15 protein-coding genes, 4 tRNA genes and 1 pseudogene are annotated in these 22,316 nt (G+C 64.7%); 6 read left to right on the forward strand and 14 right to left on the reverse strand.

Annotated features, from left to right (window positions below; all coding sequences use genetic code 11):
• Positions 1–50: 50 nt before the first annotated feature.
• The 3 genes from IB275_RS19730 (at position 51) to IB275_RS19740 (ending at position 7,141) form a co-directional block, all read left to right on the forward strand.
• On the forward strand, positions 51–464 hold the full coding sequence (locus IB275_RS19730) for a PA2816 family glutamine-rich protein (protein ID WP_192295010.1): 414 nt from the start codon (positions 51–53) through the stop codon (positions 462–464).
• A gap of 72 nt (positions 465–536) precedes the next feature.
• Entirely contained in the window at positions 537–947 is a 411-nt protein-coding gene (locus IB275_RS19735) for a PA2817 family protein (RefSeq protein WP_045208986.1), read from the forward strand.
• Positions 948–1,243: 296 nt separating this feature from the next.
• Complete coding sequence (locus IB275_RS19740) at positions 1,244–7,141, forward strand: DUF5801 repeats-in-toxin domain-containing protein (protein WP_192319004.1); 5,898 nt, start codon at positions 1,244–1,246, stop codon at positions 7,139–7,141.
• Positions 7,142–7,242: 101 nt separating this feature from the next.
• Here IB275_RS19740 and IB275_RS19745 read toward each other — a convergent pair whose 3' ends face one another.
• The 9 genes and pseudogenes from IB275_RS19745 to IB275_RS19785 all read right to left on the reverse strand — a co-directional run bounded on the left by IB275_RS19745 (position 7,243) and on the right by IB275_RS19785 (position 14,988).
• The gene (locus IB275_RS19745; protein ID WP_192295011.1) at positions 7,243–8,001 is read right to left on the reverse strand and encodes a response regulator transcription factor; all 759 of its coding nucleotides are present in this window, start codon (positions 7,999–8,001) and stop codon (positions 7,243–7,245) included.
• 638 nt (positions 8,002–8,639) lie between these two features.
• Positions 8,640–10,019, reverse strand: a complete 1,380-nt coding sequence (locus tag IB275_RS19750) for a TolC family outer membrane protein (protein ID WP_192295012.1) — start codon at positions 10,017–10,019, stop codon at positions 8,640–8,642.
• Between the two features lie 2 nt (positions 10,020–10,021).
• Positions 10,022–11,335 (reverse strand): HlyD family type I secretion periplasmic adaptor subunit, encoded by a 1,314-nt coding sequence (locus IB275_RS19755; RefSeq protein WP_192295013.1) that lies wholly within the window; start codon positions 11,333–11,335, stop codon positions 10,022–10,024.
• Positions 11,316–13,091, reverse strand: coding sequence for a type I secretion system permease/ATPase (locus tag IB275_RS19760; protein WP_192295014.1), 1,776 nt, complete (start codon positions 13,089–13,091; stop codon positions 11,316–11,318). The genes IB275_RS19755 and IB275_RS19760 overlap by 20 nt, the downstream gene beginning before the upstream one ends.
• Before the next feature lie 312 nt (positions 13,092–13,403).
• Positions 13,404–14,161, reverse strand: a pseudogene (locus IB275_RS19765) (TerC family protein); the annotation flags it as partial.
• 363 nt (positions 14,162–14,524) lie between these two features.
• Positions 14,525–14,600: transfer RNA gene (locus IB275_RS19770), tRNA-Gly, on the reverse strand.
• 74 nt (positions 14,601–14,674) lie between these two features.
• Positions 14,675–14,750: transfer RNA gene (locus tag IB275_RS19775), tRNA-Gly, on the reverse strand.
• Between the two features lie 84 nt (positions 14,751–14,834).
• Positions 14,835–14,910, reverse strand: a tRNA-Gly gene (locus tag IB275_RS19780).
• A 2-nt stretch (positions 14,911–14,912) separates the two neighbouring features.
• Positions 14,913–14,988, reverse strand: a tRNA-Glu gene (locus IB275_RS19785).
• A 215-nt stretch (positions 14,989–15,203) separates the two neighbouring features.
• Between IB275_RS19785 and IB275_RS19790 the strand changes: the two genes are divergently transcribed.
• Positions 15,204–15,974 carry a hypothetical protein gene (locus IB275_RS19790; protein WP_081518619.1) on the forward strand — a complete coding sequence of 257 codons (771 nt, stop codon included), beginning with the start codon at positions 15,204–15,206 and terminating at the stop codon, positions 15,972–15,974.
• 48 nt (positions 15,975–16,022) lie between these two features.
• Positions 16,023–16,685: a glutathione S-transferase family protein gene (locus tag IB275_RS19795; RefSeq protein ID WP_192295015.1), complete on the forward strand. Its 663-nt coding sequence runs from the start codon at positions 16,023–16,025 to the stop codon at positions 16,683–16,685.
• Between the two features lie 59 nt (positions 16,686–16,744).
• On the opposite strand, the gene IB275_RS19800 is transcribed toward IB275_RS19795, so the two are convergent.
• Positions 16,745–17,227, reverse strand: coding sequence for a free L-methionine (R)-S-oxide reductase MsrC (locus IB275_RS19800; RefSeq protein ID WP_081518621.1), 483 nt, complete (start codon positions 17,225–17,227; stop codon positions 16,745–16,747).
• Positions 17,224–18,120, reverse strand: a complete 897-nt coding sequence (locus IB275_RS19805) for an ATP-binding protein (RefSeq protein WP_192295016.1) — start codon at positions 18,118–18,120, stop codon at positions 17,224–17,226. The genes IB275_RS19800 and IB275_RS19805 overlap by 4 nt, the downstream gene beginning before the upstream one ends.
• Before the next feature lie 94 nt (positions 18,121–18,214).
• Between IB275_RS19805 and IB275_RS19810 the strand changes: the two genes are divergently transcribed.
• On the forward strand, positions 18,215–20,596 hold the full coding sequence (locus IB275_RS19810) for an ATP-binding protein (RefSeq protein ID WP_412548202.1): 2,382 nt from the start codon (positions 18,215–18,217) through the stop codon (positions 20,594–20,596).
• Between the two features lies 1 nt (position 20,597).
• Here IB275_RS19810 and IB275_RS19815 read toward each other — a convergent pair whose 3' ends face one another.
• From IB275_RS19815 to msrB, 3 genes are all read right to left on the reverse strand, one after another.
• Positions 20,598–21,068, reverse strand: a complete 471-nt coding sequence (locus IB275_RS19815) for a MarR family winged helix-turn-helix transcriptional regulator (RefSeq protein ID WP_192295018.1) — start codon at positions 21,066–21,068, stop codon at positions 20,598–20,600.
• Positions 21,068–21,550 (reverse strand): glutathione peroxidase, encoded by a 483-nt coding sequence (locus IB275_RS19820; RefSeq protein ID WP_192295019.1) that lies wholly within the window; start codon positions 21,548–21,550, stop codon positions 21,068–21,070. Before IB275_RS19820 ends, IB275_RS19815 begins: the two co-directional genes overlap by 1 nt.
• Before the next feature lie 160 nt (positions 21,551–21,710).
• Positions 21,711–22,106 (reverse strand): peptide-methionine (R)-S-oxide reductase MsrB, encoded by a 396-nt coding sequence (msrB, locus tag IB275_RS19825; protein ID WP_081518626.1) that lies wholly within the window; start codon positions 22,104–22,106, stop codon positions 21,711–21,713.
• Between the last annotated feature and the right edge of the window lie 210 nt (positions 22,107–22,316).

Here is a 22,316-nt window from a genome sequence, read left to right on the forward strand (position 1 = left end):
GCGGGCTATCAGGTGCACACTGAAGGCATCACCCCCATGGAGAACCGCACATGCGTCGATCCATCCTCTTGCTGCTCGTGCTGCTGGCCAGCAGCGTCCACGCCGATCCCTGGCTCTACCCCAGCCGGCCGCGTCCGGCGCCAGCGCCCAGCCCGGTCATCGACCCGATCCAGCAACAGCAGGACAGCCTGCGCCGCCAGCAACAGCTGCGGCAGAACCAGCTCGACAGCCAGCGCCTGAACTACGAGGACCAACGCCTGCAGATGCAGCAGCAGGACCTGCAGCGCCAGCAGAACAACCAGCAACGCTGGAACGAACAACGCCGACAGAGCGACCAGATGATCCAGCGGCAGAAGAACGAGCTGCAGCAGGATCAGTTGCAACAGCAGCAACGGATGCTCGACCAGCAGCGCCAGCAGATCGACAACCAGCGTCGGCAGATCCAGATGCGCCCGCTCCGCTGATCGCTCCGGCGGCAGCGGCGGCGAAACCCGATATACTCCCCGGCCGTTTGCACACAGCTCCAGAGGAATCCCATGGCCAGCGCCTATCTCGACCACCACATCGCCCTGCTCAACCACCTGCGCATGATCCTTGGCGCCCTGGGCGAAGCCGAGCAGGTTCCCGAGGACAACCACGGCCTGTTCCTCGAGCGCTTCGACGAGCTGCTGGTGGAACTGCCGCGCGATCCGGAAGGCGCCCAGTACCTGGGCCAGGATCTGATCAGCCAGATCTTCCACCGCTACCCGCAGATCGCCCACCTGATCCCACGTGACCTGCTGTGGTTCTTCGGCGGCGACTGCCTGCACTACATGCCCGACGAAGAGCTGCAGATGTACCAGCAGCTCGACGAGCGTCGCTTCGAAGCCGAAGAAAACGGCGAGCCCTTCGACTGGAACCGCGAGAAGCAGTTGCTCGCGCTGCCGGAAGACACGCCGAAGCATTAAGCACCGAGCAGAACCAGAGAAGCCCGCACAATGCGGGCTTTTTCATGGGCGATCGCCAGCTGTTCGCCACTTTCTCCCTCGACGATCCGACGCTTCTACCTCCCGTCGGCAAGCGCAGCGCTGCAACCCGCGCAGCGCCTGCGCTGCCCTGCCCGTCTAGTCCGAAACTCCCAGCGCGCCTGGGAGTATCGGCCGATGCGCATTCCCCGGGGCGTCCCCATAGTCGTGGCATGTAGCAGTAAAAGGCCAGCAGTCGAGGTCTGGCCGCCACGCATGGAAATGCTCGGGAGAACATCATGACCCTCCATAAGAAGATTGCGTCGCCAACGCGCCCCACCGCAGATGACACCAACAGCCCTTCCGTTACCACCGACCAGGACGACTACGCCCCCGGCAGCACCGCCATCATCACCGCCAGCGGCTTCACTGCCGGCAGCACCGTGAAGATCGAGGTGGACCACGCCACCAATCCCGGCGCCGACGGCGTATGGGGCACTGCAGATGACGTGCTCAACACCAGTGCCGGTGCCGGACACGATCCCTGGTACGTGACCGACGGCGGCGCCGGCGACCTGGACGGCCAGATCAACGGCAGCATCACCACTTCCTGGTATGTCGACCCGGACGACTCGGCGGGGGCAAGATTCCTGCTCTCCGCTTCCAGTGACGGCGCCACGGCGACCGCCACCTTTACCGACGCCGGCCCCGTCGTGTCGGCAACCGGCGTGACCGTCTCGCTGGACGAAACCACCGGCCTGCAGAACGCCACGGCCACCGCGAGCCCGGCGGGCGACGCCAATGACAACGATATCCTCCTCGCGTCCCTGCCCGCCGCGTTCACTGCCCGCCTGACGGCCCTGGGCGCCGGCACTGCCTCGGGCGCCGCCCTGAGCGGCTATACCGGCGCGGCCGGCAATACCGGCAGCAACGCCTTCACCATCAGTGCCGCCCCCGGCGGAGCCATCACCGACATTCTCTTCACCGGCAGCAACGGCGCGGCGCTCAACGGCCTGGACAGCGGCCTGGACACCCTCGCCGGGCAGGACATCCTTCTCTACACCGACGCCACCAACAACAACGTGCTCGTCGGACGTGCCGGCGGTCCCGCGGGCGCCATCGTGTTCGCCGCCTACATCGAGGAAACCGGCTCGCCGGTCAGCGGTGGCAAGATCTGGACCGTGGAGTACCAACCGCTCAAGCACCCGGTCACCAGCAATCCCGACGACACTCTCGATCTGCTGAACAAGGTCTTCATCGGCACCAGCCAGGACCTGACCTTCAGCCTGGCCGACGCGCCGTCCGGGCAGAACCTGTTCCTGATGTTCACCACGGCAACGCCCACGACGGTCAATGACAACGGGGTGACCCGCATCACCGACCCGACCATCATCGCCACCGGCAGGGACCCGGCCAACCAGTCCACCGGCGCCAACATCACCACCGGTGACACCATCAACACCAGCCAGGCCGGCGGCCCGACCACCTTCGGCACCAACAACCAGATGATCACCGAGCAGGAAGGCATAAGGTTCACCTTCGTCACCGGCGCCCGGCAGAACGTGACCATCCCCAACCTGGACCAGAACGAAGCGGACGTTGAAGCCAACATCGACTTCACCCAGATGTTCAATGCCAAGACCGCCAGCTTCGACGTCGTGCAGCTACAGAGCGGCAAGAGCGCCATCGTCAAACTCAGCGCCTTCAGCACCGCGGTCGAAGCGGGTAACGCCTTCATCGACGGCTATGCCGGCGACGCGACGGTCGCCATCACCAACGTCCGCGTTCTCAACAGCACCACCGGTGCGGTGCTGGAGAACTCCAACGGCTCGGTGAACGATCCGGGCATCACCATCATCATCACGGGTGGCGTGGCGACCATTACCGGCGTGCTGGCCGGCTACAAGATCGAGTACACCACCACAGCCGACCACAATCGCGTGCTGGTCGAGAACGGCTCGGCAGTCGGCGCCAAGGGCAATGACCACGCCGCCTTCGACATCGGCGGCTTCAAGCTGCTGCAGGTGTCCACCGCCACGGCGGAAATCGGCTCGAAGATGATCTTCGAGGATGACGGCCCGAGCATCAGCACCACCGGCACCGAGCCCACGCTGACGGTGGACGAATCCGTCCTCACCACCGATGCCTCGCAGAGCTTCGCCGCGAACTTCACCTCGGCCTTCGGCGCCGACGGCGCGGGCACCCTGACCTATGCGCTGAGTGTGATCGCCGGCGCCTCCGGGCTGGTCGACACGGCCACCGGACAAGCCGTGAACCTGGCCATGAACGGCGCCGTAGTGGAAGGCCGCACGGCCATCAGCAACGACCTGGTGTTCACCGTCAGCGTGGCCGCCAACGGCACCGTGACGCTGGACCAGCAGCGCGCCATCGTGCACGCCAATACCAGCAATCCGGATGACTCGAAGACCCTGACCTCCGACGACCTGGTGAAACTGACCGCGACCAAGACCGACGGTGACGGCGATAGCGCCCAGGCCACGCTGAACATCGGTCAGAACCTGGTGTTCAAGGACGACGGCCCGAACATCAGCACCACTGGCGTCGAGCCAGTGATGACGGTGGACGAATCCGTGCTGGCGACCGACTCCACGCAGAACTTCGCCGCCAACTTCACCTCGGCCTTCGGTGCCGACGGGGCCGGTACCCTGACCTATGCACTGGGCGTGATCGCCGGTGCTTCGGGGCTGACCGACACGGCTACCGGCGAAGCGGTGAACCTGTCGATGAATGGCGCCGTGGTCGAAGGCCGCACCGCTACCACCAACCAGTTGGTGTTCACCGTCAGCGTGGCTGCCAATGGCGACGTCACCCTCGACCAGCAGCGCGCCATCGTCCACGCCGACACCAGCAACCCGGACGACTCCAGAAGCCTCACCGCGGACGACCTGGTGAAACTCACCGCGACCAAGACCGACGGCGACGGCGACAGCGCCCAGGCCACGCTGAATATCGGGCAGAACCTGGTGTTCAAGGACGACGGACCGAACATCAGCACCACCGGCGTCGAGCCAGTGATGACGGTGGACGAAACCGTGCTGGCGACCAACGCCACGGCTAACTTCGCCGGCAACTTCACCTCGGGCTTCGGCGCCGACGGCGCGGGCACGCTGACTTATGCGCTGAGCGTAATTGCCGGTGCCTCCGGGCTGACCGATACGGCCACCGGACAAGCCGTGAACCTGGCCATGAATGGCGCCGTGGTGGAAGGTCGCACGGCCATCAGCAACGACCTGGTGTTTACCGTCAGCGTGGCCGCCAATGGCGACGTTACCCTCGACCAGCAACGGGCCATCGTCCACGCCAACACCAGCGATCCGGATGATTCCAGGACCCTGACCTCCGACAACCTGGTGAAACTCACCGCGACCAAGACCGACGGCGACGGCGACAGCGCCCAGGCCACGCTGAACATCGGGCAGAACCTGGTGTTCAAGGACGACGGACCGAACATCAGCACCACCGGCGTCGAGCCGGTGATGACGGTGGACGAATCGGTCCTGGCGACCGACTCCACGCAGAACTTCGCCGCCAACTTCACCTCGGGCTTCGGCGCCGACGGGGCCGGCACCCTGACCTATGCGCTGAGCGTGATCACTGGAGGCTCCGGGCTGACCGATACGGCCACCGGTGAGGCAGTGAACCTGTCCATGAACGGCGCCGTGGCGGAGGGCCGCACGGTCACCACCAACCTGCTGGTGTTCAAGGTGAGCGTTGCCGCCAATGGTGACGTCACCCTCGACCAACAGCGCGCCATCGTCCACGCCGACACCAGCAATCCGGACGACTCCAGGACCCTCACCTCGGACGATCTGGTGAAGCTCACCGCAACCAAGACCGACCAGGATGGCGACAGCGCCCAAGCGACCCTCAACATCGGCCAGAACCTGGTGTTCAAGGATGCCGGCCCGAGCATCAGCCCCACCGGTACCGAACCGGTACTGACCGTGGATGACTCGGACCTGACCACCAACGCCCTGCAGGCCTTCTCCGCCAACTTCCTCTCGTCGTTCGGCGCCGACGGGGCCGGCACGCTGACCTACACCCTGGGCTGCGTCTCGGGCGCTTCCGGGCTCACCGATACCGCTACCGGCCAGTCAGTGGTGCTCTCGCTCAATGGCACAGTAGTGGAAGGTCGCTGCGCCATCAGCAACGACCTGGTGTTCACCGTCAGCGTCAATGCCAACGGTGATGTCACCCTCGACCAGCAACGCGCCATCGTCCACGCCAACACCAGCGACCCGGACGACTCGCGGACGCTCACCTCGGACAACCTGGTGACCCTGACCGGGACCAAGACCGACAAGGACGGCGACAGCGCCCAGACCACGCTGAACATCGGCCAGAACCTGATCTTCAAGGACGACGGGCCGACCATCAGCACCACCGGCAGCGAGCCGACCCTGACGGTGGACGAAACCGTGCTGGCCACCAACGCCACGGCCAACTTCGCTGCCAACTTCACCTCGGGCTACGGCGCCGACGGGTCGGGCACCCTCACCTACGCCCTGAGCGTGGTCGCCGGAGCGTCCGGGCTGGTCGACACCGCCACCGGGCAGGCGGTCAACCTGTCGGTCAACAACGGCGTGGTGGAAGGTCGCACCGCCGTCAGCAACGTACTGGTCTTCACCGTCAGCGCCGCCAGCAACGGTGACGTCACCCTCGACCAGATGCGCGCCGTGTTCCACGCCAATGCCAGCGATCCGAATGACACCAGAACGCTCACCTCGGACAGCCTGGTGAAACTCACCGCGACCATCACCGACAAGGACGGCGACAGCGCCCAGGCCACCCTGAACATCGGACAGAACCTGATTTTCCGCGACGACGGGCCAGCCCTGGCCTTCGGCAACATCGTCGGCACCGGTAGCACCATCGCCCAGACCGGCTACTGGGACCATGCCTTCGGCGCCGACGGCAGCAGCGCGGCGGGCCTGGATATCGTCCTGGCGAACGGCCAGTTCACCCTGGTTCGACCCAACGGCACCACCACCACCGGAACCGGCACGCTCACCGAAACGTCACCGTCGCCGGATGCCAATGGCGCGTTCCACTTCGCCGGCACCCTCACCGGCGACTTCGACAACAACGCCAGCACCGCCAACACCAGCGTCGACTACACGTTGACGGCCCTGGCCGACGGCACCTACACCCTGGACCTGGTGCAGGGCTTCAGTTCGACACTGGTGCTGAGCACCGCCAACGGCCAGCTCGGCGCCGGCGGCCCGGACCCGGTGCAGACCCTGACCATCGGCACCGACGCCGTGGTGTTCTTCGCGGCCAAGGCGCTGGCACCACAGACCGGCTCGGACAGCATCCTCACCGGTATCGGCCTGGGCTTGACCGACCCCACCGAGGCGCAGTTGCAGACCACCCCGCTGCCGTCCTACATCGACGACCAGAAGGCCCTCAACGTCAGCACCTCCGGGATCGGCGTGAAGAACAACGTCCTGCAGGGCAGCGGTGCCGGCATTACCGCCGGTGACGACAGCTTCGTCGCCAACCCGCAGACGCTGCTGACCTCGGTGAAGGTCTTCATCGACAACTCGGTGGGCGGCTATGACCCGACATCGGAGTCGCTGTACTACGTCGCCTACTACGATGACGGCACGACCTCCGGCGCACCGATCAAGGTGCTGGCGGCGAACCTGCAGAACGAGTCCGGCGGGCAGAAATCCTTCACCGTGCAGACCGTCGCCGGCAAGCTGATCGATGCCATCCAGCTGACCATGGCCGAGGGCATGATCAAGGTCCCGACCATCCAGTTCATCAAACAGGTCGAAAACCTGGCCAGTGACGTCAAGCTGTCGTTCAACGCCACGGTGACCGACAAGGACGGCGACGCGGCGACCAGCGCCTTCTCCGCCAACCTGTTCGCCAACAAGGCTGCCGGCGGAGCCTTCGACTACGTGCTGGCGGGCGTGACCGGAACGAAAGAGGCGTTCAACATCGACCTGGCGCGCACCGAGAACAAGTACCAGGTCACCGGCTTCGACACTACGGGCCAGCGGGACAAGCTGGTCCTCAATGGCGACGCCACGTCGACCGTGCAGAACATCGACAACAGTGGCGCCAACAGCATCGTGACGATCCACGAGACCGGCGGGCAACTGACGACCATTACCCTGGTCGGCGTCGATATCCTCAACACCGATATCGTGCACGGCAGCGCCACGTAGTTCGCACGCGGGAAAGGTGCGGGGGTGGAGTGGAGACCACCCCCGCATCGTTTTTCAGGACGGAGAAAACAGAGCAGGCATTCGCGCAGGCAGGTGTCGCTTCAAGTGCCTCTGAGCGAAGAGCCGTTGCCCGGCGGCTGCGTCCGGTCCAGCTCGACCCAGGCGGACTCCGGCAGCTCCTCGCTGCCCGCCAGTCCGTGTTTTAGCGCGTACATCAGCAGGTCCATGCGGTTGATCAGATTGAGCTTCTGGTAGATGTTGCTCAGGTGGTTATGCACCGTGTGTTCGCTGATGCCCAGGCGCTCGGCGATGCTCATGTACTTGGCTGACGGGTCCTCGACGATGGCGCTGATCAGCTCGCGCTCGCGCAGCGTCAGCCGCGCCTGCTTGGCCTGCTCGTGGTTGCACTTGAGCGGTACATGCCCACTGGCGGCGTAGCCGGAAAGCCCACCCGCCCAGGCGCGGTCCAGGCCGATATCGCGATGGTGGACATTGACGATGGCCTGGATGATCGACTCGGTCGGGTCTTCCGCCAGCACGATGCCCCGCGCCCCCGCCTCTATCGCCTGGGCGACCGGGACTGCCTCGTACAGCCCCTTGAGCACCAGCACTTTCATCTGCGCGCTGCGGGTCAGTTCGCCGACCACCTCCAGCGGGTTCAGGGCATCGGGAAAGAAGCTGAAGAAGATCACGTCGGGACGTTGCTGGTCGGCCAGGTCCAGGGCATAGGTGTAGGTCGTGGCCTGGCCGCTGACCTCCATGCGTGGCTTCCTGGCATTGATCAGGTCGTGAAGACCGATCAGAACAAGCGGGCGGCAATCGATCAGCATCACCCGTATCGGCTTTCTGTGGTCAGACATGGCTGGCTGACCCCCTCTGCAAAAGGATTCGCGCGCTCCAGCCGCTCGGTGTTGGTCTCACCGGGCCACGGCGATTGGAAGCAGGACGGAAGCGGCGACAGGTTCTCGCGGTGCCAGCCCCGGAGCTGGCGGACAAGGACTTCTTTGGCGCGGACGTTACCTCCGCACGCCCGGCCAAGGGAGGCTTTCCCAGGCCGGAAAAAGCCTTCGTGGCGGCATGAATACGAATATCTATCAACCAGTTGCACATGATCTGTGCTCCCTCGTCCGGTCACCTGAGTCTAGGTCAGGCCGCTTCGCTACCCGCCTTGCCACCCGTCGACCAGCGGTTCGATTTCGCGGCGAACGGTCGTGCCGCCCGTCCCCCGCAACGCGCTCCACGCCCGGAAAATCAAAAGCTTGGAAACGCCCGCGACACTCGGGAGGCTGCTGCCGGTCAAGGCCCGACTCGTCAATTAAACGACGAGTGGCTGGGGAGAAATCACGATAAGCACAATCTCGTCAAATTCTCGTCAATTCCGGCACTTTACGAGAGCAGCAAGTATGCGAAGACGACAACCGGCAGCGGGGAATTAGCCGGCCGCGCAAGGACGCAAGCCGGAACTGCGAGGGCGCATCGCGCGCCCTCCAGGAAGGGATCAGGGACGCGGGAAGTCCTGGCCGGAACTGCCGGGGCTCAGCCAGCTGTTCACGCTCTGCACGCTCTCGATCGGCGGCTTGCCCGCCCAGCGGTTGAGGGTGAAGACATTGCTGAGGAACTCATACTGGGTCTTGAGCAGGTCGCGTCGGGCACGGAATTCGTTGCGCACCGCGGCCAGCACATCCACCGCGTTGACCATGCCGTAGCCCAGCGCCTTCTCCGCCGACTCCCGCGACTTGTGCGCCGAAACCAGGGCCAGGCGGTTGGCCTGGATCTTCTCGCCGTTGGAATTGGCCGTGAGGTACGCGCTGGTGATCTCCTTGACCACCCGCCGGCGGATTTCCTCCAGTTGCTCCTCGGCCACCAGCTGGTCCTGGTACAGCCCGCGCACCCGCGCCGAAGTGGAGCCGCCGCTGTAGATCGGCACCTGCAGGCCGACGCCGGCGACATAGCTGTCGGTGCGCGGCGCCAGGGAGTTGTTGTAGCCCTCGTTGGTCTGCTGCGCGCTGAGGTTCAGGCTCAGGGTCGGGTAGTGCCCGCCCTTGCCGCTGCGCAGCGCCGCCTCCGCCGCCTCGACGCCGCTCTCCCGCGCCTTGAGCGCCGGGTTGAGGGCAATCCCGTCACGCACCCAGCTCTCCAGGCTCTGTTCCGTCATCTGCAGGCGCACGTCATCACGCACCCGGCTGAGCCGCTCCTTGACCGGCCGCCCGACGATCTCGGTCAACGCCTCACGGCTGATGGTCGCCTGGTTGCGTGCTTCCAGTTCCTGCGCCGCGAGCAGGTCCACTCGCGCCTGAAGGTCGAGCTGGTCGGTCACCAGGGCCAACTGTTTGGCAAACAGCGCATTGACCCGGTCGAGGCTTTCCTGGGTGGTGCGCCGTTCGGCGACCACCAGCTCCAGCTCGTCCTCGGCGGCCAGTGCGGTGAAGTAGCGCCGCGCCAGCTCCACCGTGGCCTCGGCCTGGGCATCCAGCGCCTCGGACTCCGACTGCAGGGCCATGCTCTTGAACTTCTGGTAGTTCTCCCAGGCCGCCTTGTTGTAGAGGTACTGGCGCAGCACCAGGCTGTAGTTCTCGCTGTCGTAGCTCTCGTCGATCAGGTCGTTGCGCTGGTGAATCTGGTTGGTCCCGGCATTGAGCGACAGCTGCGGCAGCAGCACGCCCATGGCCTCGCGCTGGTACTCCTTGCCCGCCTGTGCGTGGGCATAGGAAGCCAGTATCTGCGGGTCCTCCAGTCGTGCCTCGTGGTACAGGTGCAACAGGTCGGTGGCGTCATCGGCGACACTGACCCCACCGGGCACCACCGGGGAGGTCTGCGCCAGCGCGCCCCCCGCCGCCAACATCAGCGTCCCCGCCAGCACAAAGCAGGATGCGGCCATGGTCATTCCTCGATCATCGATTGGGAAAGAGCGTTGCGCGCCGGCTGCATCAGGTACTGCAACAGGGTGCGTTGCCCGGTGATGATCAGCACGTCCGCCGGCATGCCCGGCAGCAACTTGCGCTCGCCGAGCGCACGGGCACCTTTCTCGGTGACCCGGACCCGCGTCAGGTAGTAGGCGGCGTTGGTCTTTTCACTGACCAGACGGTCCGCCGAGACGTTGATCACCTCGCCTTCGATGACCGGCGTGGTCGCACTGTTGAAGGCGCTGAAGCGAATGTCCGCGCGCTTGCCGATGGCCACGCGGTCGATGTCCACCGGCGGCACCTGGGCCTCGATCACCAGCTCGGACACCGAGGGCACGATGTCCAGCAGCGGCGTCGCCGGCCGCACTACGCCGCCCACGGTGTGCACCGTCATGCCGATCACCATGCCCGCGTCGGGCGCGCGAATGACGATGCGGCCCAGGCGGTCCTGCAGGGACGAGCTCTTCTCCTGCAAGTCGTAGATGCGCGTCTGCACCTCGGCCAGTTGCTTGGCGACCTCGGCACTGAAGTCCTTGTCGATCTGCAGGATCTGCAGCTGCGTTTCGTTGATCTGCAGGCGCGTGCGGTTGATGGTGGAGCGGTGATCGTCGACTTCCGCACGGATCATCTCCAGCTTGCGCTGCTGCTCGAGCAGGCGCTGCTTGTCGACGTAACCCTGCTTGAGCAGGTCGGACAGCTCACCGATCTCGCCGCTGTAGGAATTCGCCAGCTGGACCTTGGCACCGATCATCGACTGCAGCCCGTCGATCTGCTGGTTCAACTGGCCGATGCGCTCGCGCAGCACGGAAATCTGGCCCTGCCGCGAGCCCTGGCGAGAGTTGAAGACCTGCGTCTCGCTCTGCCGCGCCTCTACGCCGCGGGGGCTGGCCAGATCGCCAACACCGTCGAAATCGATCGCGGTCTGCGCATCGCGTTCGGCCTTCAGCCGCGCCTCCATGGCCTCGGCGGCGATCAGCTGGCTGCGCGTCATGTCGAACTCGAAACGCAGCTGCGCGTCGTCGAGCACGATCAGCGGGGCATCGCGTTTGACGATGTCGCCGTCGTGCACCAGCACCTCCTTGACGATGCCGCCTTCGGGGTGCTGCACCGTCTTGCGGTAGGCCTGCACGGTCACCACCCCCGGCGCGTACACCGCGCCGTCCAGTGGCGCGAACGCAGCCCAGGTGCCGAACAGACCGAATGTCACCGCGACGATGACCAGCCCCACGCGACGCACCTTGAGGTCCGACACGGGCAGGTCGGCAAAGCTCTCAATGGGGTGACTGGGCATCGGCGTCATCCTTGTGGGTATCCACCGGAGCGATGCTCGCGCCCGCCGGCATGGGACGTTGCTGCACCTGTGGCTGCTGCCTGGCGGTGAGTTCGGCCAGCACCTGGTCGCGGGGGCCGTAGAGCGTGACGGTGCCGTCGTTCATCAGCATCAACCGGTCCAGCTGGGAAACGAGGTTGGTGCGATGGGTGATGACGAACACGGTCGCGCCGCTCAGTTTGAGCTGGTGGATGGCGGCCGCCAGGGCGCGATCACCGACGTCATCGAGGTTGGAGTTGGGTTCGTCGAGCACGATCAGCCTCGGGCTGCCATACAGCGCGCGGGCCAGCCCGATTCGCTGGCGCTGCCCGCCCGAGAGCATCAGCCCTTCGCTGCCGATGACGGTGTCGTAGCCCTCTGGCAGCAGCAGGATCATTTCGTGTACGCCGGCGATCTTCGCCGCCTGGATGACCTTCTCCGAGTCCAGCTCGGTGAAGCGGGCGATGTTCTCGCCCACGGTGCCCTCGAACAGTTCGATGTCCTGAGGCAGGTAGCCGATGTGCGGGCCCAGGTCGTGCTTGTTCCAAGTGCTGATGTCCGCGCCATCCAGGCGGACGACACCGTGCAGTGGCGGCCAGACACCCATCAGCGCCCGCACCAGGGTCGACTTCCCCGCCGCACTCGGGCCGATGATGCCCACCACGCAACCGGCGGGCACGCTGAAGCTGATGTTCTTGATGATCGGCGTCATCGAGCCGGGAGCCGCGACGACCAGATTCTCCACCTGGATATGCCCTTGCGGTGCCGGCAGCGGCATGCGCTCGGGTTGCGCCTGCAGTTTTTCGAGGATGTCGTTGAGGCGGTTGTACTGCGAGCGGGCCGAGATGAAGCCCTTCCAGCTGCCGATGATCAGGTCCAGCGGCGCCAGCGCGCGGCCGAGCAGAACGGCACCGGCGAACACCATGCCCGGCCCGACCTGGTGATCCACGGCCAGGTAGGCGCCCAGCCCCAGCACCAGCGACTGCACCAGCAGGCGGAAGGTGCGCGAAATGGTGCTGATGATCGCGCCCTTGTCGCTGGCCAGGGACTGCAGCAACAGCACGCCGCGCTGCCGCGCGCCCCAGCGGTCCATCAGGGTTTCCAGCATGCCCATGGACTCGATGACTTCGGCGTTGCGCAGGTTCTTGGTGGTATGCAGCGACGCCGAGATGTGCTCCTTGTTGGCCTGTGCGAGAGCCGGCGCGGTCAGCTTCTCGTTGATGAGCGCGAGCACCAGCAGAAGCACTGCGCTGCCCACCGCCACCCAGCCCAGCCAGGGGTGGAAGAGAAACATCACGGCGATGTAGATGGGCAGCCAGGGCGCATCGAAGAAGGCGAACAGGCCACTGCCGGCAAGAAACTGGCGCAGGCCGGTGAGGTCATTGAGCGGTTGGGCCGAGGCATCCATCCCGCCGCTGTACAGCGCCCGCTTGAAACTGGCCTTGTAGACCTGGCGGCTGAGCAGCACATCGAGCCGTGTGCTGACCCGCACCAGAATGCGCGAGCGGACCCACTCCAGGGAACCGAGCGTGATCACCAGCAGGGTCATGATCAGCGTCAGCATGGTCAGCGTGGTCAGGCTGCCACTGGTGATTACCCGCCCGTAGACCTGGAGCATGTAGAAGGTCGGCACAAGCATCAGCGCGTTGATGAACAGGCTGAAGAATCCCACGAACAGGAAGCTCTCGCGGCAGGCCTGCAGTGCGCTTCGGAGGTTTTCTTCAGGGGGACTTCGCATGGAAACCTCTGCTCGAGAGGCCGACCTGAGTGGAGCTTAGATCAGGCCAATTGCCGCTGTGCGGCCAATGGCCATGCCACCTGCGGCACGGAGCAAAGTCCGTGAAAAACTCGTGAAAAACCTGCGCGCCCAGCGCGCTCGGGCGATCCGTGACATCGCATCCGAACCGCTCTACGGCGGACCCTGGCGCCAAATGAGACTGGTTCCGTCGAAACCCTGAAAAATCCGATCACCGGCTTCGTCGAGTCCGCGGTTTCAGGAGACGAAAAAGCCCGCGGCGAGGCGGGCATTTGCGTAGCGGTATTGTCCGGATCAGCGCTCGGAAGCCTCGGCCTGAGCGTCCTCCTTGCCCGGGAACAGCAGGCTGGCAAGTATGCCCAGCGCCAGGACCACCAGCACCACGATCAGGCTGGTATTGGCATCGATGCTGATGCCGTGGTGGAACAGATGGTCAGTGGCATTCAGACCCAGCTTGGCAGCGGTAAAGAACAGCAGAACCACCACGGCCTTCTCCAGGTGCACCAGGTAGCGCTTGAGCGCTTCCAGCACGAAGTACAGCGTGCGCAGGCCGAGGATGGCGAACAGCATGGCCGAGTAGACGATCAGCGGCTCGCGGCTGACGGCGATCACCGCCGGTACCGAGTCGAAGGCGAACAGCACGTCCGACACCTCGACCACCACCAGGCAGAAGAACAGCGGAGTGGCGAACAGCGCGCCCCTGGCGGCCAGGCTGATAACCTTGTTCTCCGGCTTTAGCACTTCGCTTTCGAGCTGCTTGCGCCCCACAAAGAAGCGGCCACCGAGCAGCTTCGGCCAGACCGGGAACAACTTCCTGGCGAAGCGGTAGGCTACGTGCTTGGAATAGTCCGTCTCTTCGTCATCATCGTTGCCGCCCTTGAGCATCATCACGCCCGTCCAGGCGACGATGGCGGCGAACAGGATTCCACCCAGGGACCGAAGGTCAGCAGGCCGGTGCCTATGGCCACGAAGATGGCGCGGAACACGATGGCGCCGAGGATGCCCCAGTACAGCATCCGGTGGCGCAGGCCGTCAGGTACCTTGAACCAGGCGATTCAGCAATTCCACCATTTGTTTGGCAACCACAGCGGAGCGACCAGGAATTCCCGTTCATATCGCCGCCAGGCGCTACGAACAGGGCTCGCTCCATCGCGCGGCGATCGAGCGCAGGCATTCTCGGGCGCCCATCCGGGCCGATAAACGGGATGTCCCTCAGGGCTGCGTCGGAATCTTCTTCAATACAGGCGCTCGAAGGATTTCTCGCGGTTCAGTTCGGGGCTGGACGGCGTGTATTGCGACGGAAGTGCGCCGGACTGGCGCGGGGCAGTACGGGCGCGAGCGCCTCGCTGATGACGGCGGGACGCTTTTTCAGCGCACAAACGAAAACGCCGCCCTGATGGGCGGCGTTTCGATTCTGGAGCGGGAAACGAGACTCGAACTCGCGACCCCGACCTTGGCAAGGTCGTGCTCTACCAACTGAGCTATTCCCGCATCAACCTGCTGTAACCCTCAGCTTTCGCCGGTGGTTAACGAAAACGCCGTCCTGATGGACGGCGTTTCGATTTTGGAGCGGGAAACGAGACTCGAACTCGCGACCCCGACCTTGGCAAGGTCGTGCTCTACCAACTGAGCTATTCCCGCAGCAACTTGTTGCAACCTTCAGCTTTCGCCGAAGGGTAACGCCATTTCATCTTTCGGTCACCGCCGTGGCGATGATCGAGAATCTGGAGCGGGAAACGAGACTCGAACTCGCGACCCCGACCTTGGCAAGGTCGTGCTCTACCAACTGAGCTATTCCCGCAATGGCGTCCCCTAGGGGACTCGAACCCCTGTTACCGCCGTGAAAGGGCGGTGTCCTAGGCCACTAGACGAAGGGGACGCGGCCCGGAACTTAACATCTTTCCGACTTCGCCGTTCTGGCAGTTCTGCGTTTCGCGTCGAAGTGGCGCGCATTCTAGGGACGCTTTGTTAGGTCGTCAACCCTCCAGAGAAATATTTTTTAAATCAAAGACTTCTGAGTAAAAACTGAGCTGCCGCTATCAGCAGTATCACTAAGACATTACACTCGCGGAAAAACATCCGGAGCACTCCACGGTGTCGCCAATCGTCATTACGGTCCTGGTTCTCGTCGGTATCGCCCTGCTGGTCGCCATCGGCTACATCAATCACCTGGTGGAAAACCGCAAGCTGGAGCAGGCGCGCCTGAAGGCTGATCTGTCCGACCGCTGCCGGCGCTGCGCCGATGTTTCCGAGTCCCTGCCCGGCCAGTTCATGTCGCCGGCACTGAAGCTGCTGCTCAGCGGCTTCGAGCTGAACCTCAGCGAACGCCTGCTGGCCGTCGATAAACAGAACGCCGCACTGAAGCAGCGCATGGACGAGCTGCGCGGCCTGGTCGCCAAGGGCGAAGCCATCCCGGTGAAGAACGCGCCGCAGCCGATCCTCACCGAGGCCAAGGCCAAGGACGTGCGCTTCCTCTTCGAAGCACTGCATGCCCAGCTCACCCGTTGCGCCCAGGACAACATGCTGCCGCGGGCCGAGGCTCAGAAGTGGGTGAAGGAAATCCGCCACCTGCTCACCCTCCTCCATATAGAGTTCTTCGGTAACCTCGGCCAGCAGGCGCTGCAGCAGGGCCAACCGCGCCAGGCACGTCTGGCCTTCGAGCGTGGCGCGCAGTACCTGCAGAAGCAGCCCGAGATCGGTCGCTACCAGGCGCAGCTCAAGCAGATGGAAGCCCAACTGGCCCACGCCAACGCCCTGGTGCTGGAAACCTCCCAGCCCGCCCCGGACGAACCGAGCGAACTGGGCGACGGCCTCAAGGCGCTGGACGAAGACGATATCTGGAAGAAGAAGAACCTTTACGACTGATCCACCGTCGAATCAAAACCCCGGCCACCTTCGCCCCAGGAGCCTTGCATGAGCCTCGTCGTCTTCGGCGCCCCGCTGTCCCCCTTCGTCCGCAAAGTCCGCCTGTTCGCCGCCGAAAAAGGCCTCGACTACCAGCTGGAGAACGTCAACCCGTTCAACCAGCCGGACTGGTACCGCGAACTGAACCCGCTGCGCCGCGTGCCGGCGATCCGCGACGGTGACTTCACCCTCGCCGACTCCAGCGTCATCTGCCACTACCTGGAAGACCGCGACCCGCAGCGCACCCCGCTGTGCGGCACAAGCGCCGAGGCCCGCGCGCGGATCAACTGGCTGGAAAAATACGCCGACTACGAGCTGGCCCCGCTGACCACCTTCACCGTGTTCCGCAACCGTCTGCTCAAGCCGCTGATGGGCAAGGTCTGCGATGAAGTGGCGGTGAAAGGCGCCATGCAGGAGAAGCTCCCGGAGCACTTCGATTACCTGGAGAAGTGCCTGGGCGAACAGCAGTGGTTCGTCGATGACCGCTTCAGCCTCGCCGACATCGCTATCGCCTGCCAGCTGGTGAACCTGCGTCACGGCGAGGAAGAGCTGGACGCCCAGCACTGGCCAAAGCTGGCCGCGCACTTCGAGCGCACCCTGGCCCGCCCTGCCCTGGCCGAGATCGTCCAGGGCGAGCTGCAGATCATCGCCAAGATCATGGCTAAGCGCTGAAGCGACGCCTGCAATGAAAAAGCCCCGCCCGGGCGGGGCTTTTTGTTACCCGCGAACCATCAGCAGTCAGAAAGGCGCAGGAAAATCTCCACCAGGCGCTCGATACCGGCCTGATCTTCCGCACTGAAACGGCCGACCGACGGGCTGTCCAGGTCCAGCACGCCGATCAGCCGACCGTCCTTCACCAGCGGCACCACGAGTTCGCTGTTGGAGGCGCTGTCGCAGGCGATGTGGCCGGGGAAGGCGTGCACGTCTTCCACACGCTGGGTTTCACGGGTACGTGCCGCAGCGCCGCACACACCCTTGCTGAACGGAATGCGGACACAGGCGACCTTGCCCTGGAACGGGCCGAGCACCAGCTCTTCGTTGCGGTTCAGGTAAAAGCCGGCCCAGTTCAGGTCCGGCAACTCATTGAACAGGAACGCGGAAAACTGCGAGGCGTTGGCAATGAAGTCGCGCTCGTCGGCGAACAGCGACTCCGCCTGCGCGGCCAGCAGCGCATAGCCGCCAAGGCCGGCGCCGGCCTGTTGCAGATCGATCATGGAGTGTCTCCTTCCAGCAATTGTCGGCCCACCCAGTAGCGGGCGAATTGATAGGCACAGCGGCCATTCCGGTTGCCGCGTCCGAGCGCCCAGCGGATGGCTTCCTTCTCCAGCTCCTCGTCCCAGGCCCAGGCGGCGAGCCCGGACTTCTGCGCGAGCACTTCGACCCAGTGGCGTACCACGCTGAGGAAGTGCTCCTGGGTGAAGGGATAGAAGGACAGCCACAGGCCGAAGCGGTCGGACAGGGCGATCTTGTCTTCGACGGCCTCGTTGGGGTGCAACTCGCCGTCGACCATCTTCCAGTTCTCGTTGTCGCTCTGTTTTTCCGATACCAGATGGCGCCGGTTCGAAGTGGCGTAGAGCAGCACGTTGTCCGGGGCCTGCTCCAGCGAGCCGTCGAGCACGCTCTTGAGGATGCGGAAATCGCCCTCACCCGCGTCGAACGACAGGTCGTCGCAGAACAGCACGAAGCGCTGCGGCAGCCCCTGGATCAGCTCGACCACACGCGGCAGGTCGGCGAGGTGGTCGCGCTCGATCTCGATCAGGCGCAACCCCTCGCCGGCCAGCTCCGCCAGCAACGCGCGCACCAGAGAGGATTTGCCGGTGCCACGGGCGCCCCACAGTAACGCGTGGTTGGCCGGCTGGCCGGCCACGAATTGCCGCGTGTTGCGCGCCAGTTGCTCGCGCTGCCGGTCGACACCCAGCAGGTCGGCCAAGCGCAGGTCGAGACTGACCTTCAGCGGCTGCAGGTAGCCGCTGCGGCCGTCACGGTGCCAGCGCGCCGCCAGGCTGTGCTGCCAATCCACTGTTTCGCGGACCGCGGGCAGCAACGGTTCCAGGCGCGCCATCAGCGTTTCGGCGCGGGCGAGAAAATCGTTCAGACGGGAATCCACGTGAGTCTCCAGGCTCTACAGGGGAAAATCTCCGGGCGCATGCTCGGGAATTTCTTCGCCTTCGGGCTATCCCGACAGACGGTTCCGATGGGCTATGCTACGCCGCAGGAAAGCTTCTGCGAGGCGACGCTCCGCAACCATGGATATTGCGCTTACACATCGCCTCTCGTTCAAGCAGGCCAGCCTGACAGTGCTGGTGGCGTTCATCCTGGGCACCTTGCTCAGCCTCATCCAGGTAGGCGTCGATTATGCCAGCCAGGACGCCTCCATCAACCGCGAAGTGCGCGCCCTGCTGGACGTCAGCCACAACCCCGCCGCGCGCATTGCCTACAACATCGACGCCGAACTGGCCCAGGAACTGGTCGTGGGCCTGCTGCGTTCGCCCGCGGTGATCCGCGCCGAGATCATCGACAACGCCAACGTGCCCCTGGCCAGCGCCGACCGGCCGCCAGCGGAAAGCCACCTGCGCGGTCTCAGCGACTTCCTCTTCGGCGAGCAGCGCTCCTACGAGGAACCACTTTTCGTCGAGCACGCACCGGCCGAATCCCTTGGCGTGCTGCGCCTGGAGATCGACACCTTCGTCTTCGGCAACGACTTCCTGCGCCGCGCCGGGATGACCTTCCTCTCCGGCTTCGTGCGCAGCCTGATGCTCTCGCTGATCCTGCTGGTGCTCTTCTACGCGCTGCTGACCAAGCCGCTGGTGAGCCTGATCGATGCCCTCTCCCGCCACGACCCGCGCTCGCCCTCGCGCCTGCGTCTGCCTTGCCCACGCGGGCATGAGCGCGACGAGATCGGCGTGCTGGTGGAGGTCACCAACCGCCAGCTCAATCGCATCTCGGTGGAGATGGAGCAGCGCCGCGAAGCCGAAGACCGCCTGACCCAGTACCTGGAAGAACTGGAAAGCATCGTCGCCGCGCGTACCGCTGAACTGAAGGCGGCCAACGCACGCCTGACGCTGTCCAACCAGGAACTGGAACAGGCGCGGCAGACCGCCCTGGCCATGGCCCAGGCGCGCGGCAACTTCCTGGCCAACATGAGCCACGAGATCCGCACCCCGCTCAACGGCCTGCTGGGCATGCTCGGCCTGGCGCTGGACGGCCCGCTGACCGCCGAACAACACCAGCAGCTGTCCATCGCCCACGACTCGGGCAAGGTGCTGGTGGAGCTGCTCAACGACGTACTCGACCTCTCCAAGTTCGAGGCCGGCCAACTGGAGCTGGAGCAGATTCCCTTCGACCTCGGCACCCTGGTGGAAGACACCGCCAGTCTGCTGTCGCAGAACGCCGGCCCTGCAGTGGAACTTACCTGCCTGATCAGCCCGCAACTGCCGGCGCAACTCTCCGGCGACCCGACGCGGGTGCGCCAGGTGGTCAGCAATCTGCTGTCCAACGCCCTCAAGTTCACCCGCTTCGGCCGCGTCGATGTGCGCGTCGAGCCGCTGGGAGCCGAATCCCTGCAACAAGGCGTCCGCATCAGCGTGCGCGACACCGGTATCGGCGTGGCACCCGAGGCCCTGCAGAAGATTTTCCAGCCCTTCACCCAGGCCGACGCCGGCATCGCCCGCCAGTACGGCGGCACCGGGCTGGGCCTGGCGCTGACGCGCAAGCTCTGTGAGGCGATGAAGGGCCAGCTGAGCGTCACCTCAGAGCCAGGCCTGGGCAGCGAGTTCATCGTCACCCTGCCCCTGCAGACACTGGAGCCCGCGCAACCGTTGGCGAACCTTAACGGCAAGCTTGTCGTGCAGTGCGCCGCCAGCAGCGGGCTCGCCGCGCTGCTGCAGAACTGGCTGGCGGAATGGGGCGTGGACTACCAGCGCCTGGACATTGACGAAAGCCTCGCCGGCGTGGAGCTGGACGCGCTGCTCTCGGACTGCCCGGACTGCCTGGTCGTGCTGCGCCAGAACGTCGCCAAGCCGGTGCTGTTGGTCACGGCCTACGGCAACTTCCTCGACCCCGAGCTGGCCCAGCGCCTCGCCCCGCTGCGGCAACTGGCGCGGCCACTGTCGCGCGCAGTGCTCTACCAGGCACTGAAGCAGGCCTTCGAGCACCAGCCGTCGCCCTCATCGAAGACGACTGGCGCCACCTCGCAGGAGCAATTCTCCGCCCGCGTGCTGCTGGTGGAAGACAACCCCGTCAACCAGCTGGTCGCACGCGGCCTGTTGCAGAAACTGGGCTGCCAGGTCGGCATCGCCATCAATGGCGAGGAGGCGCTGAAGCAGCTCGATGGCGCCGAGTTCGACCTGGTACTGATGGACTGCAACATGCCGGTGATGGACGGCTACCAGGCCACCCGTGAAATCCGCGAGAGTGGCCGCTGGCCGAACCTGCCGGTGGTTGCCCTGACCGCCAACGCCCTGCCGGAGGAACGCGAGCGCTGCCGCGCCGCCGGCATGGACGATTACCTGGCCAAGCCCTTTCACCGCGACGAGCTGGCGGCCCTCCTCGAACGCTGGGCGGGGCCACGGCCGCGCAACTGAGTCAGGCGTCCAGTTTCGACAACTGCAGCAGCAGGCTGTCCAGCTGCTCGCGCAGGCCGTCAGTGACGCTCAGGTCGATGCCGCTTCGGCAGAGCAACTCCTCTCGCAGCGGCAGCACCTTCTCGCGTAATGCCACCCCTTCTGCCGTCAGCCCCAGGTGCACTTCACGCTCGTCATGCTGCGCACGGCGGCGCTGCACCAGGCCCAGCTGCTCCAGGCGCTTGAGCAGTGGCGTGAGGGTGCCGGAATCGAGCATCAGGCGCTCGCCGAGCGCCTTCACCGACGGCTGCTGCGGCGGTTCGGCCTGCCACTCCCAGAGCACCAGCATGGCCAGGTACTGCGGGTAGGTCAGGCCGAGCGCCTCGAGCATCGGCCGGTAGCCACGGATCACCGCGCGGGACACGGCGTACAGGCGGAAGCACAGCTGGCTGTCCAGTTGCAGTTCGGCCGGCAGGGATACAGCGTCTTTCATCACAGCAGCGCTTCGATCTCGGCGGACAGTTGCTCGGGCTTGGTGGTCGGGGCGAAACGCTTGACCAGCTGGCCGTCCTGGCCGATCAGGAACTTGGTGAAGTTCCACTTGATGCCCTGGCTGCCCAGCAGGCCGGGAGCGCGCTTCTTCAGCTGTACATAGAGCGGGTGGGCCGCGGCGCCGTTGACGTCGATCTTCTTGAACAGCGGGAAGCTCACGCCGAAGTTCAGCTCGCAGAACTGGGTGATCTCGCCTTCGTTGCCCGGCTCCTGCTTGCCGAACTGGTTGCAGGGGAAGCCGAGCACCACCAGGCCCCTGTCCTTGTACTGCTTCCAGAGCTTTTCCAGCCCCTTGTACTGCGGGGTGAAGCCGCACTGGCTGGCGGTGTTCACTACCAGCAGGGCCTTGCCACCGAAGTCGGCGAGGGTCTTCTGTTCGCCCTTGATGGTGGTCACGGGAATGTTCAGCAGTGCGTCGCTCATGGGGCATGGCTCCGGGGGAAAGTGGGAACCCCAAGAATAGTTATCAATTAAATTGCACGCAATTCAATTGATCACGAATCACCCACTGAAATAGCGAGGAATCATGCTTCCTACAGGTGAACGCCCAAAAGAAAGGCCCGCTCGGTGGCGGGCCTTGGGGTCACTCCTTGGGCACCAGCTTCAAGGATGCCGAGTTGATGCAGTAGCGCAGCCCGGTCGGCCGCGGCCCATCAGGGAAGACATGACCCAGGTGCGCGTCGCACTTGCCGCAGCGCACTTCGATGCGGTGCATGCCGTGGCTGAAGTCTTCCAGCTCCTTGACCACCTCGCCGTTCACCGGCTGGAAGTAGCTCGGCCAGCCGCTGCCCGAATCATATTTGGCGTCGGAGTCGAACAGCGCGGTGCCGCAGCACACGCAGTGGTAGATACCGGGAGTCTTGGTGTCGTGGTACTCACCGGTGAAGGCGCGTTCGGTGCCGCCCAGGCGGCAGACATGGAACTGCTCGTCGGTGAGTTCGTCACGCCAGGAATCCAGGGGCTTTTCCAGCTTTTCCATCGATCTGCCTCCATTAATGGAAAAAATGCCCGATGCCTCCTTTTCCGGGAATCGGGCCGCACGTATGATGCGCGTGGTTAACATCAGGTTCAGAATCTGCCGCACAGAGACATTCTCGCGATATAAAAGCCTTAAAAACTCTAATTTTTCGAGAATTCCACTGTTTTCCTGTCGATTTTCAGGGTCGATACCAGGGAAAAGCACTTCCGA

The sequence above is a fragment of the Pseudomonas sp. PDM21 genome, from assembly GCF_014852505.2.
Taxonomy (GTDB): domain Bacteria; phylum Pseudomonadota; class Gammaproteobacteria; order Pseudomonadales; family Pseudomonadaceae; genus Pseudomonas.

Bases quoted from the DNA above. Each gene is read 5' to 3' on its own strand.
- IB275_RS19795 (WP_192295015.1), top strand. From the start codon at position 16,023: ATGAGCCTCGTCGTCTTCGGCGCCCCGCTGTCCCCCTTCGTCCGCAAA.
- IB275_RS19730 (WP_192295010.1), top strand. From the start codon at position 51: ATGCGTCGATCCATCCTCTTGCTGCTCGTGCTGCTGGCCAGCAGCGTC.
- msrB (WP_081518626.1), bottom strand. From the start codon at position 22,106: ATGGAAAAGCTGGAAAAGCCCCTGGATTCCTGGCGTGACGAACTCACC.
- IB275_RS19740 (WP_192319004.1), top strand. From the start codon at position 1,244: ATGACCCTCCATAAGAAGATTGCGTCGCCAACGCGCCCCACCGCAGAT.
- IB275_RS19755 (WP_192295013.1), bottom strand. From the start codon at position 11,335: ATGCCCAGTCACCCCATTGAGAGCTTTGCCGACCTGCCCGTGTCGGAC.
- IB275_RS19820 (WP_192295019.1), bottom strand. From the start codon at position 21,550: ATGAGCGACGCACTGCTGAACATTCCCGTGACCACCATCAAGGGCGAA.
- IB275_RS19735 (WP_045208986.1), top strand. From the start codon at position 537: ATGGCCAGCGCCTATCTCGACCACCACATCGCCCTGCTCAACCACCTG.
- IB275_RS19815 (WP_192295018.1), bottom strand. From the start codon at position 21,068: ATGAAAGACGCTGTATCCCTGCCGGCCGAACTGCAACTGGACAGCCAG.
- IB275_RS19745 (WP_192295011.1), bottom strand. From the start codon at position 8,001: ATGTCTGACCACAGAAAGCCGATACGGGTGATGCTGATCGATTGCCGC.
- IB275_RS19760 (WP_192295014.1), bottom strand. From the start codon at position 13,091: ATGCGAAGTCCCCCTGAAGAAAACCTCCGAAGCGCACTGCAGGCCTGC.
- IB275_RS19750 (WP_192295012.1), bottom strand. From the start codon at position 10,019: ATGGCCGCATCCTGCTTTGTGCTGGCGGGGACGCTGATGTTGGCGGCG.
- IB275_RS19800 (WP_081518621.1), bottom strand. From the start codon at position 17,227: ATGATCGATCTGCAACAGGCCGGCGCCGGCCTTGGCGGCTATGCGCTG.
- IB275_RS19810 (WP_412548202.1), top strand. From the start codon at position 18,215: ATGCTACGCCGCAGGAAAGCTTCTGCGAGGCGACGCTCCGCAACCATG.